Here is a 12,834-nt window from a genome sequence, read left to right as displayed (position 1 = left end):
AACTTTTTACTAACTTTGCAACTGTTATAGCGCAAACAATATTAGAAAAGTAACATAATACAATGGATTGGAAGAAATTGCAGAATGGTTCAGACATTCGGGGCATTGCACTTGAGGGAATAGAGGGTGAGCATGTTAACCTTACCGACGGCGTAACGAGGGCTATAGCCAAGGCTTTCGTGGCCTGGCTCAATGAGAGAAAAGGCGAGAGGAAACAGACCGTAGCCGTGGGAAGCGACTCACGTCTCTCAAGTCCTGCCCTTCGCCAGGCATTTGCTGAGGGTGCATCGGGCATTGGTGCGAAAGTAATGGATTTTGGCATGGCATCGACTCCAGCAATGTTCATGTCAACGATAGACAAAAACCTGCAAGTGGATGGTGCGGTGATGGTGACGGCGAGCCATTTGCCATGGAATCGCAATGGATTGAAGTTCTTTACCGCTGATGGAGGTCTCGACAAGGCTGACATAGCACGTATATTGGAGTTGGCACCACAGTATTTTGAAACAGGAGACGACGTTAAGGGCGATGTGGAGCAAGTTGAATTTATGGATATTTACAGTCAGATGCTTGTCGATTATATCCGAAACGGTGTCGGAATGGGCGAACAGCCGTTGAAAGGCATGAAGATAATTGTCGATGCCGGCAATGGTGCGGGAGGTTTCTTTGCCCACAAGGTACTTGATTGCCTTGGTGCCGACACTACAGGTAGTCAGTTTCTCGACCCCGATGGGCACTTCCCCAACCATGTTCCTAATCCAGAGGATAAGCAAGCCATGGCCTCAATCTGCAAGGCGGTGACGGATAACAAAGCCGATCTTGGCATTATTTTTGACACTGATGTGGATCGCTCGGCCATCGTTGACAGAACGGGTGAGCCAATCAACCGAAATGCGCTCATTGCGCTCATCGCAACGGTGATTCTTCGTGAACATCCAGGCAGCACTATCGTCACCGACTCTGTCACTTCCGACGGACTCGCAGAATTTATTGCCAACCGCAAGGGCATCCATCATCGTTTCCGCCGTGGATATAAGAACGTCATCAACGAGTCGTTGCGTTTGAATAAGGCTGGGAAGGAATCGTGGCTCGCCATCGAGACATCAGGGCATGCTGCTCTTCGAGAGAATTATTTTTTGGATGACGGTGCCTATCTCGTGGCAAAACTCATCATTGAGGCCGCCCGACTCAGGACTGAGGGGAAAGAGCTCCAAGACCTCATTTCCGACTTACGACAACCAGAAGAGAGCAAAGAAATAAGATTCAAGATTACAAATGCCGATTTCAAGGCCTACGGGCAGAGAGTTCTTGAGGATTTGCAGACAGCTGCCTCCAGTCAGGAGGGATGGGAAATCGTTGCTCCCAATCATGAGGGCATACGCGTTGCCTGTACGTCAGCTGGTGAAAGAGGATGGTTTCTGCTCCGTCAGTCGCTCCACGATCCCGTGCTTCCGCTGAATATAGAATCGGATGTTGAAGGGGGAGTTACGCATATCGAAAATAGATTGATGAGGTTGCTCTCTTCTTATACCGACTTGAAAAAGTAGAAAGACAATGTTTCATTCATCACACCTGTTTCATTAATAAGGAATATTCTATAAAAGGAGTAAAATCTCAGATAGTCACGTTGTCAACCTATTGGTAAAAGAATATAAACGGGGCTATTGCCTTTAAATGATTAAAAATCCGTACCTTTGCATTATGAGAATAACAATCGAAAACGCACGGATAGAACAATCAACAACCATTGCCCGCATGACAATGGAAGCCATGAATCACGAGTGTTGTCAATGGTTTGCTGGTAAGGAACACTCTTTGGATGACTTCTTTGACCTGATGAAAGAGCTCGTAGAGAGTGAAAAGACTCAATATTCATATCGTAACACTTTGGTAGCTAAAAACGATAGGAATGAAATTGTAGGCATGTGTATAAGCTATGATGGAGGAATGCTTCGTGACTTACGAAAGGCCTTTGTAGATGGGGTAAGACAATCATTTGGAAGAGATTTCTCGGAAATTCCAGATGAGACTCAGGCAGGGGAACTCTATATCGATTCGCTTTGTGTTGATAAGGACTGTCGTGGGCTGGGTATTGCAAGCCAACTTCTCAAGGCAACCATAGAAAAGGGTAGGAATTTGAATCTTCCTACTGGCTTGCTGGTGGACAAGAATAACCCGAAAGCCGAAAAACTATACAAAAGAGTAGGCTTCGAGTATGTTAACGACAATGAATGGGGAGGGCATGCCATGAAACATCTGGTCTTTCCGCTGTAGGTGTCAAACCATTGGCGACCTGCAGTCCACGTCTAAATAATAGAGGATAATTATTTATCTCTTTATAAACTTTGCATTATCTTTGCCATTGTAAATGGTTAACAAAATTATGCGATAAAAGGGACAGTAGTGTGAGTCTGGTACTGTCCCGCAGTAGCTATTTGGGCTGATGGATATTACAACAATATCTGGCGTAATGGACAATTAGAACTTTTTCAGCCTACCAAATGTCCATTACACCAAATTTACTTTTGTCCAATATTATCCCCTTCTTAGGTATAGTATCACACTTTTATCATATTGGCTTTCATTGCTCTATAATTCTGAATTTGAATTTCTTGCATTATCCAAGGAAATGAATTTGACCAATGAGGAAGAGCAGTGCATAGCCCAATACCAGTGAAATGATTCCGCAAGTGAGACCTGTCTTCAACATGTCTTTCTGTTCTACCAAACCAGTAGAGTATGCAATGGCATTTGGTGGAGTAGAAATAGGCAAGCACATAGCTGTAGATGCAGCAACAGCAATACCAATGATGATGGTACTTGTTCCACCGATAGAGTCAAGTTTGTCGCCCATACCACGGCAAACAACAGCGAGGATAGGTACCAACAATGCAGCTGTGGCGGTATTTGAAATGAAGTTTGAGAGGAAATAACAGATGAGTCCTGAGATGATGAGGATGATTACAGGGCTCCATTTGCCGAATGGAATACTTTCTATGGCTGCATCGGCAAGTCCTGTCCCATTCATTCCCAGTCCAATGGCAAATCCTCCGGCCACCATCCAGATGACACTCCAGTCAATTTTCTGCAAGTCCTTGGCTGTGATGACACCCGTTACAGCAAATACTCCCATTGGAATCATGGAAACAGTGTTGGTGTCGATACCAGTCACGCTCTTTGGAATGACCCAGAGAAGAATTGTGGCGATGAATGTTGCCATAACCACCCACATACGCCAACCTCGGTGAATCTCACCTGTGATTTCCAAATGTATGGTCTTTTGGGTGAACGGGAAGTATTTAACAAGTACTCTCCAGCAGATAAACAGAAGCACGATCACCAATGGGAACATAAAGACCATCCAATGGAGGAAATCCACATTCATGTTCAGACCAGCGGGGTCGTTGAGGTATTTTTGTGCGATGAGGTTAGGAGGCGTACCTATCGGTGTTCCCATACCTCCGAGATTGGCTGCCAATGGAATTGACATGGTGAGTGCCACCCGTCCTCGCTCGTTGCTTGGAAGAGCCGCAAATACTGGAGCAAGGAAGGTTAGCATCAATGCAGCTGTGGCGGTGTTTGAAATGAACATTGAGAATAGACCTGTAATCATGAGGAATCCCAACAATACATTTTCGCTCTTGTTGCCAAATGGTCGAATAAGGTTCTTTGCGAGCAAAGTGTCCAGTCCCGACTTTGATGCTGCGATGGCGAGAATGAATCCAGCGAGGAAGAGCATAATGATAGGATCAGCAAATGAGGCCATAATCTCTTCTGAGTCCAATAGCTCACCTATGTCATCACCCTTGAAGAGTTTGAAAGAGTTTTGAGACACAGTAGTACACATGATTGTAATGATGGAGAGCGATGTTGCCCATGCTGGGATACATTCTGTCAACCAAGATAATGTTGCAAACACAAAAGTTGCAATGATGCGCTGTTGAACTACTGTCAAGCCATCAATTCCGAATGCTGATGTCGGCAAATTCCATACGATGGCCGTGACGATGATAATAGCAATTAACTCCCAAACCTTTTTCTTCTCAATTTGGTTGGTGAGTCCCGTTAATTTTTTTTCTGACATGGTATAAATAATATTGTGTTTAAATTAATTAGTCCCAGTGTTTCTTCAAAGTGGTTGCTAAATTACTAAAAAAAAAACTAAAAGTGCAAAAATTAATTCTTTTTTTGTACTTTTGCATAAAATTTTTTTTACGCTATGCTTAAACAACTCTTTACGTATCTCTTTTTATTGTTGGTGTTTTGTGGTTGCAATAATAACAGGAAAGGCACATCTTCAACCCAGAACACTTCGAGTGCAGTCACTTTCAAGTATGCCAAGAATATCAGTGTGGAACAACAAGCTGATTATATCAAGGTCAGTTTGGCAGACCCATGGAAAGCGGGTAATGTGTTGCATACTTATTATCTTGTACAGAAAGGGTCAGATGCGAAGGTACCTGATGATGGAACCGTGATTCAGATTCCGATGGAGCGGGGCGTCTTTTTTGGTACGGCACATGCCAATCTGATGGAAATGCTGGGGAATCAAAAGGTGATAGCAGGTGTTGCTGATGCTAAATACATGCTCATCCCCGATGTGCAAGCTCGTTTAAGGTCGAAGAAAATTGTGGATTGTGGTGATGGCATGAAGCCCGATATCGAAAAGATTATTGATATGAAACCCGATGCACTCTTGCTCTCTCCCTTTGAGAATAGCGGAGGTTATGGAAAACTCGATGAGGTCAAGATACCGATTATTGAGTGCGCTGATTACATGGAGACTTCCGCACTCGGCCGAGCTGAGTGGATGAAGTTCTATGGACTCCTCTTTGGTTGCGAAGCTGCTGCCGACTCGTTGTTTAATGAGGTTGAGGAGAATTACCTGGCTTTGAAGAAAAAGGCCGTTAAATCGAAGCAGACACTTTCTGTGCTTCCTGACCGCAAAACAGGTTCTGTTTGGTATGTTCCAGGTGGGATGAGCAGTGTGGGACTACTCTATAAGGATGCAAATGGCAAGTATGCTTTTTCGGCTGATACTCATAGCGGAAGTCTGGCATTACCGTTCGAGACGGTACTGGATAAGGTTGGTGACAGCGACTTTTGGATAATGAGTTATAATGGAACGATGAATCGCAACTTGCTGTTGGCTGAATATCAAGGATATAGTGCCTTGAAACCAATGAAAACAGGAGAGATATACGGTTGCCCAGTTGATAAAACTCCTTATTTTGAGGAGGTGAGTTGGCGCCCAGACTGGCTGCTGAACGACCTGATTCAGCTTTTCCATCCAGACTTGAACGAGGGAAAGCTGCGGTATTACCATAAACTGTAATTCAGAATTATAGGGAATGACAAAGGGAATACAAATCTGCTCTGCCCTCATTCTGGGCATTTTTCTCTTATTTGTCCTGAATCTTTACATTGGTTCGGTGAGGATTCCCTTTGCCGATGTCGTGAATATATTCCGTGGTAGTTTTGCAGGCAAGGAGAGTTGGAGGTTCATTGTCATGGAAAACCGTCTCCCCCAGGCTTTGACAGCTATCTTTTGTGGGGGAGCACTGGCTGTTAGTGGTTTAATGTTGCAGACTGCGTTCCGTAATCCGCTTGCAGGTCCTGATGTTTTCGGTATTAATTCAGGGGCGGGTTTAGGCGTTGCTTTGGTCATGCTGCTCCTCGGAGGCAAGGTCTCTACGGTGTTGTTTTCCGTTTCAGGCTTCTTGGCCATACTTGTCGCAGCCTTTGTCGGTGCCATGGCCGTGACTGCATTGATTTTCTTTTTCTCCATGATAGTCAAAAACAGCGTTTTATTGCTGATAATAGGTATCATGGTCGGATATGTGTCTTCGTCCGTCGTCTCGCTGCTCAATTTTTTTGCCACTGAAGAAGGAGTGAAAAGCTATATGATTTGGGGCTTAGGCAACTTCGGTGGTGTCTCAATGGATCACATACCCTTGTTTGTTTCAATTGTCTCTTTAGGGCTGTTGTGCTCTTTGCTGCTCATTAAGCCCTTGAATGCCTTGCTTCTTGGGCCTCAATATGCCGAAAGTTTGGGTATCGACACACGTAGGGTGCGCAACTATTTATTGGTCGTGACAGGATTGCTGGCTGCCATCACGACGGCTTTTTGCGGTCCGATAGCCTTTATTGGACTTGCCGTCCCCCATATTTCACGTCTTATTCTCACAACAGAGAACCATCGGCTGCTATTGCCGGCCACAATACTTTGCGGCTCATTAATAGCACTTCTTTGCAACCTTATTTGTTATTTGCCAGGCGATGGTGGAATAATTCCGCTTAATGCCGTGACACCATTGATTGGCGCACCTGTCATCATCTATGTTTTGCTGAAGGGCAAATAACAGATTGCCCAACTCTATTTCTATTTTGCGCCTGATAAAGGAAATCCATGCCTGATAGATGTTCCTCTGGCGACTGTAATTAAATGGTCATTCCCTTCTGCTCTATATTATAATGTGATGTCTGCCTGACGATATTCCTCTGTCGCCAGACAGTCATTATCTACTTGCCGACAATAAGTTGAGCTTTCGCATTTCAAAAGGTGACCTATTGCGCTGCAAAAGGTGACCTATTGCAGAGTGAATGCTTACCTTTTGATTGAAGGTAGCTTTTGCGCTGTTTTTAAACCCAATAGGACATAGTGTCGCAAGTCGGCCATTCCATATTAACAACATCACTTCCCGTTATCTATTATCTACTGATCGGCGTACTCTTAGACTTTATGTCCTAAAATTTTCCGTCTTGTCTTTGACAGAAATGGGAGACAATTCGCTTGACTATCGAACAAAACCAGTACAGGCATTGATGTCTTTATCGTTCGATATGTAGGTGAATTGGTGCTTTATCACATCAATTTGCTTGATTTTCACCAGTACGTTGTAGCTGTAGAAAGCCATCAAAATGATGAGGAGTATCGGGGAAATGGGCTTCGGTATGTCTTCAGCAATGCTCCAGTCCACCAACCTGACAATGCTGGCTTGGTGCCAATGGTTGTGGAAAGAGATGCAAGGGTGGGGCAATGAAAAGGACCTGTAAAATCGTTATGAAGAGATTGATTAACGCACTTTTATGACTGGTAAGGTTGAAGCCCCGCATAAGGACAAACAACAGCACGGTAGTGATGTTGGAAGCCAATGCTGACATAGTTGTAATCAAATTAGAACATGGTTCAAAGATATGAAAAAAAGGCAGATTAACTCATCTGATCATTTCTCAATTTTATCGTTTTAGTAATATTTCTGGTTGATAATTGACAACTTTATGATGAATTTTCACTAATTTTGCAGCCAGAACCGATAGATTCAACCAGCCGTTTTATAATCTTAATCTAAAATGAATACAACCAAATTATCTCCATTAAGACGAACCGTAGTGGGTGTTCAGTTCCTATTCGTGGCCTTTGGCGCCACAGTTCTCGTACCATTGCTCGTTGGTCTCGACCCGGCTACGGCTTTGTTTACCGCTGGCTTGGGTACTTTCATTTTCCATTTGGTCACCAAAGGTAAAGTTCCAATCTTCCTTGGCTCTTCTTTTGCATTCATAGCGCCCATTATCGCAGCTACAAAGCAGTGGGGGCAAGCAGGTGCTTTGGCGGGAATTATTGGCGTTTCGCTCGTTTATTTCATTATGTCCGCACTGATTAAGTGGCAAGGCAAAAAACTGTTGGACAAGCTTTTCCCACCCATTGTCATCGGACCAGTCATTATTCTCATCGGACTTTCGCTCTCGACATCGGCTGTAGATATGGCAAAGACCAACTGGCTGCTGGCTGCCATTTCGCTGACGGTGGCAATTCTCGTGTTGTCGTTAGGGAGAGGACTCATAAAACTTGTGCCGGTAGTTTGCGGAATTGTGGCTGGCTACATTGTGGCGGTCTGTATGGGCGATGTTGATTTCTCACAGGTGGCAGCTGCTCCGTGGATTGCTTTGCCGCCGGCACTGTCTGATTTCCATCTGCCGCAGTTTGCTTGGGAACCGTTTCTCTATATGATACCTGTCGCTATCGCACCAGTCATTGAGCATATTGGCGATGTTTATGTCGTGGGAGCTGTGGCTGACAAGGATTTTGTGAAAGAACCTGGACTTCATCGCACCATGTTGGGCGATGGACTGGCATGTCTGGCTGCTTGCATCTTCGGCGGCCCTCCTGTAACAACTTATAGTGAGGTGACGGGAGCCATGAGTATTACTAAGATAACTCATCCGCAGGTCATCCGCATAGCTGCCGCCACGGCCATTGTCTTCTCTGTCATAGGCAAACTGAGTGCACTTTTGCAGAGCATTCCATCTGCTGTGTTGGGAGGAATTATGCTGCTGCTTTTCGGCACAATCGCCTCGGTGGGTATTCAGAACCTGATACAGCATAAGGTGAATTTGAACATAACACGCAACACTATCATTATTTCCGTAACGCTAACAATGGGTATCGGTGGTGCAGTTCTCAGTTGGGGCGACTTTGCCATCAGCGGTATCGGCTTGTCTGCGATGGTGGGTATGGTGCTCAATCTGCTTCTTCCGAAGGAAAAGGAGAACGACGGCAATGCCAAAGCCGACGAATAGTGGTCCTTATCTTGTTCGTTTTAAACCCAAATCGGTCATTAGAAAAAAGTTTTGTATATGCCTTATTCATAAAATTATAGGATTCCTCTTTGTCGTTCGACACTGAGAAATCCTAATGACCGATTTAGTTTAAAACAAAAACAACTCCTGTCGTTGATAAGACGGAAGTAGTTTGTCAAAATAATGGTAGGAATGTCGCTTCAACTGATTATCAATGAAGGGTGTTCCGATAGCGTTCTTTGACTCTTTTTTCCACCTCTTCGAGGGTGTTTTTCCCTCCAAGTCTGCCTTTTATGATCCTGAAGCCCAACCATACGAGAATCATTCCGGCAATAGCGAGAAGGTATTGCAAGATGATATTCATCCCCAGACTCTTCGTGAAGTTCTCACACATTACGAAACCCAATATTAAGATGAGGTAATCAGTCCATCCCCAATTGGTGTAGCTTTTGCTGATGCGCTGGTATTCATCATCATTGGCAAGAACTCGATTGCGGTTCTCTTGCCATATTCTTTCAAATTCTTCGTTTGTCATAGGTGCAAAGATAATATTTGTTAGTCAATTTTAATCATGTCCGTAACCTTTTTAGCTTTAGAGCTTGTATGGTAAATGATGGTTACACAAACATCAAGTCGCTCATAATGGAGTCGCTGACAAAGATGCCATTTCGAGTGAGATGTAGATGGTTATCGTCTATCTTTAGAAGGTTGGCCTCGATGTGCGGTTGGGCAACTTTTAGAATATACTTCCTGAGTTTAGAAGGGAGGATACTTGTGTCGATGCCTTCTGTTGTTCGGAGTGCTGTGGTGATCAAGTCGTTGTAATGTGTGTTCTCGTCTATGATTTCCTTTTCAGCTGGTAGCTTACCTTTCTCAATGGCATCGATATAGACTTTCAAATCTGAAACGTTCCACTGTCGTGATATCCTGTTATAGGAATGCGCTGATGCTCCGATGCCAAGATAAGCTGTATCGTTCCAATACGAACTATTATGTCGGGAACGGTAAGGGGAGATAGAACGGCCTTCAATGATTCTGGCAAAATTGCTAATTTCGTATTGCTCAAAGCCGGCATTTGTGAGCCTGTTGGTGAGCTCTTCGTACATCTTTCGATACGACTCCTCGTCAATCTCTTTGACTTTCCCACATTCGAGTAGATGAAAGAGTGGAGTCCCCTCCTCATACATCAGGCTGTAGGCGGAGATATGTTCGATGTTGAGAGCAAGAGCTTTGTCAATGTCTTTTTTCCAATCATCTAAGTTCTCTTGAGGGAAACCAAACATCAGGTCAATGGAGATGTTTTGGATTCCAATGTTGCGTAATCGTCTGACGGCCATTCCTATTTCCTCGGCGTTATGTCTTCGTTTGATGAATCGTAAACGGTCGTTCGAGAAAGTTTGCACACCCATTGATATGCGATTGATGGGAAGTCTAGAGATTTCTGAAGCGAAATCATCGGTCACATCGTCAGGGTTGCACTCTAAAGTGACCTCCATTGAGTTGTAGTCGTCAAGAATTTCGCTATAGACGGTCGTAATCTGATGAAAGATTTGCTGAAGATTTCTGAAGGATAGTTGAGAGGGTGTGCCTCCACCGAGATATATGGTTTTTAATTTGCTGTTCTCTTCTTTTACGATCGCTTTGTTGACGATATACCCTTTTTGCAATTCCATTTCTTTGCAAATAGCATCCGTGTATCTGTCGATAAGATAGGGTGCGCCATTGCCAACTTCTCCTGTTCCGATTGCTTTTTTCGGAGTGATGGTTGAGTAGAATCCGCAATAAATACATCTGCTTGCACAAAAAGGAATATGTATGTAAAGTCCCGACATATATAATAGGTGAGGAAATAAATCGCTAATAATCTTCTTGCAAAAGTACTAATTTCTTTTAATGCTTTCGCTTTTTCTTGCAAAATGTTTTGGCTGTTTGCATTAAAATGTATAACTTAGACCGCTGAAAGTATGGTAAGTTTGACTTACCACCATGAAACAGAAAAAATATTACTAACAACTTAAATCTACAGTGATATGAGAGTATATCAGACAAACGAAATCAAGAACATTGCCTTGCTTGGCAGTGCGGGTAGCGGCAAGACAACTCTTGCCGAAAGTATGTTGTTCGAAGCAGGTATCATCAAACGTCGTGGTACAATTGAAGCAAAGAACACGGTTAGTGACTATTTCCCAGTAGAGCAAGAATATGGCTACTCAGTATTCCCTACTGTTTTTCATGTTGAGTGGAACAATAAGAAGTTGAATATCATTGATTGCCCAGGAAGTGATGATTTCGTGGGTGGAGCGATAACCGCTTTGAACGTAACCGACCAAGCTGTTATACTAATCAATGGTCAGTACGGCCCAGAAGTAGGAACCCAAAATAACTTCCGTTACACTGAAAAATTGAAGAAGCCAGTCATTTTCTTGGTTAATCAGTTGGATTCCGACAAGTGTGACTTCGACAATCTGATTAATAGCATGAAGGAAATTTATGGTTCGAAATGCGTTCAGATTCAATATCCAATCCAAACTGGAGCTGGCTTCAATAGCTTGATTGATGTTCTTCTGATGAAGAAATACAGTTGGAAGCCTGAGGGCGGAGCTCCCATTGTCGAAGATATACCTGCTGAGGAGATGGGCAAAGCAATGGAACTTCATAAGGTTCTCGTTGAGGCTGCTGCAGAGAATGATGAAGGCCTGATGGAAAAGTTCTTTGAGTCCGAATCACTGACAGAGGACGAGCTTCGTGAAGGTATCCGTAAAGGTTTGGTATCCCGTAGCATCTTCCCTGTATTCTGTGTGTGTGCCGGTAAGGACATGGGAGTACGCAGATTGATGGAATTCCTTGGAAATGTGGTGCCATTTGTAGATGAGATGGATAAGGTTCACAATACGCGCGGTGAGGAAGTTGCGCCAGATGCCAATGGTCCCGAGTCTGTATATTTCTTCAAGACTGGTATGGAGCCTCACATCGGCGAAGTCAGCTACTTTAAGGTGATGAGTGGCAGTATTAAAGTGGGTGATGATTTGACCAATGCCGACCGAGGCTCTAAGGAGCGTATCGGCCAACTCTATGCTTGTGCTGGAGCAAATCGCATTGCCGTTGAACAGCTGAATGCTGGTGATATTGGTTGTACAGTCAAATTGAAGGATGTAAAAACTGGTAATACTCTCAACGGAAAAGGTGTTGAAAATCATTTTGACTTCATCAAGTATCCAAATTCAAAATACACCCGTGCTATTGAGGCTGTTAATTCTCAAGACACTGAAAAGTTGATGGCTGCATTGTTGAAGATGCGTCAGGAGGACCCGACATGGGTTGTTGAGCAGAGCAAAGAATTGCGTCAGACGATTGTAAGTGGTCAAGGAGAGTTCCATTTACGCACATTGAAGTGGCGTTTGGAGAACAACGAGAAGATTCAGACTATCTTCAAGGAGGCAAAGATACCTTATCGTGAAACGTTGACTAAGCAAGCCAAAGCGGAATATCGCCATAAGAAACAAAGTGGTGGTGCGGGGCAGTTCGGTGAGGTACATCTTATCGTTGAGCCGTATGCAGAAGGTATGCCTGATCCAACGGTTTACAAATTCAATGGTCAGGAATTCAAGATGAATATTAAGGGTAAGGAAGAGAAAGATTTGCCTTGGGGTGGCAAACTCGTATTCATCAATTCTGTTGTTGGTGGTGCTATTGACACTCGCTTCATGCCTGCCATCTTAAAAGGTGTGATGGACTGCATGGAACGTGGTCCACTGACAGGCAGCTATGCGCGCGATGTACGTGTTATAGTCTTTGATGGCAAGATGCATCCAGTAGATTCAAATGAACTTTCATTTACATTGGCTGCCCGTCATGCTTTCTCGGATGCCTTTAAGAATGCAGGACCGAAGATTCTTGAACCAATTTATGACCTTGAAGTCTATGTCCCAGGTGATTACATGGGCGATGTCATGAGCGATTTGCAAGGCCGTCGGGCCATGATTATGGGCATGGATTCAGAGGCCGGATATCAGAAATTGCAGGCAAAGATTCCATTGAAGGAACTTTCCAACTATAGTATTTCTTTGAGTTCGCTCACGGGTGGCCGTGCAAGTTTCAACACAAAGTTTGCAAGTTACGAGTTAGTACCGAATGATTTGCAGCAGAGTCTCATTGCAGAGCATGAAGCCGAAATTAAGGAGGAGGAAGACTAACTCGCTGCTTGTCGTTCCTTAATATAGGAAGGTTTCTGAAAACTATAGCTTTTGCTTATGG

General features: G+C 44.0%; 10 protein-coding genes. 6 read left to right on the top strand and 4 right to left on the bottom strand.

Annotated elements, in window-relative coordinates:
• Positions 1-62: 62 nt before the first annotated feature.
• Positions 63-1,547 carry a phosphohexomutase domain-containing protein gene (locus tag H515_RS0104900; RefSeq protein ID WP_028901659.1) on the top strand — a complete coding sequence of 495 codons (1,485 nt, stop codon included), beginning with the start codon at positions 63-65 and terminating at the stop codon, positions 1,545-1,547.
• Positions 1,548-1,701: 154 nt separating this feature from the next.
• Positions 1,702-2,274: a GNAT family N-acetyltransferase gene (locus tag H515_RS0104895; protein WP_025876060.1), complete on the top strand. Its 573-nt coding sequence runs from the start codon at positions 1,702-1,704 to the stop codon at positions 2,272-2,274.
• A gap of 343 nt (positions 2,275-2,617) precedes the next feature.
• On the opposite strand, the gene H515_RS0104890 is transcribed toward H515_RS0104895, so the two are convergent.
• A complete protein-coding gene (locus tag H515_RS0104890; RefSeq protein WP_025876061.1) occupies positions 2,618-4,084 on the bottom strand; it encodes an SLC13 family permease in 1,467 nt (488 codons plus the stop codon).
• Positions 4,085-4,219: 135 nt separating this feature from the next.
• On the opposite strand from H515_RS0104890, the gene H515_RS0104885 reads away from it, so the two are divergent.
• Positions 4,220-5,335: an ABC transporter substrate-binding protein gene (locus tag H515_RS0104885; protein WP_028901658.1), complete on the top strand. Its 1,116-nt coding sequence runs from the start codon at positions 4,220-4,222 to the stop codon at positions 5,333-5,335.
• A gap of 16 nt (positions 5,336-5,351) precedes the next feature.
• Entirely contained in the window at positions 5,352-6,362 is a 1,011-nt protein-coding gene (locus H515_RS0104880) for an iron ABC transporter permease (protein ID WP_025876063.1), read from the top strand.
• Between the two features lie 435 nt (positions 6,363-6,797).
• Here the strand turns inward: H515_RS0104880 and H515_RS14465 are convergent, their stop codons facing one another.
• On the bottom strand, positions 6,798-6,980 hold the full coding sequence (locus tag H515_RS14465) for an L-lactate permease (RefSeq protein ID WP_161625398.1): 183 nt from the start codon (positions 6,978-6,980) through the stop codon (positions 6,798-6,800).
• Between the two features lie 373 nt (positions 6,981-7,353).
• Here H515_RS14465 and H515_RS0104865 point away from each other — a divergent pair, with 373 nt between their 5' ends.
• Entirely contained in the window at positions 7,354-8,580 is a 1,227-nt protein-coding gene (locus H515_RS0104865; protein WP_025876067.1) for a uracil-xanthine permease family protein, read from the top strand.
• A 211-nt stretch (positions 8,581-8,791) separates the two neighbouring features.
• Here the strand turns inward: H515_RS0104865 and H515_RS0104860 are convergent, their stop codons facing one another.
• Both H515_RS0104860 and hemW read right to left on the bottom strand, forming a co-directional pair.
• Complete coding sequence (locus H515_RS0104860) at positions 8,792-9,115, bottom strand: hypothetical protein (RefSeq protein ID WP_025876070.1); 324 nt, start codon at positions 9,113-9,115, stop codon at positions 8,792-8,794.
• A gap of 82 nt (positions 9,116-9,197) precedes the next feature.
• Positions 9,198-10,412: a radical SAM family heme chaperone HemW gene (hemW, locus tag H515_RS0104855; RefSeq protein WP_028901657.1), complete on the bottom strand. Its 1,215-nt coding sequence runs from the start codon at positions 10,410-10,412 to the stop codon at positions 9,198-9,200.
• Between the two features lie 198 nt (positions 10,413-10,610).
• Between hemW and H515_RS0104850 the strand changes: the two genes are divergently transcribed.
• Positions 10,611-12,773, top strand: coding sequence for an elongation factor G (locus H515_RS0104850; protein ID WP_025876072.1), 2,163 nt, complete (start codon positions 10,611-10,613; stop codon positions 12,771-12,773).
• Positions 12,774-12,834: the final 61 nt, after the last annotated feature.

The organism is Prevotella corporis DSM 18810 = JCM 8529 (assembly GCF_000430525.1).
In the GTDB taxonomy this organism is placed as follows: Bacteria; Bacteroidota; Bacteroidia; order Bacteroidales; family Bacteroidaceae; genus Prevotella; species Prevotella corporis.
This window is presented reverse-complemented; position numbering and strand designations above follow the sequence as displayed.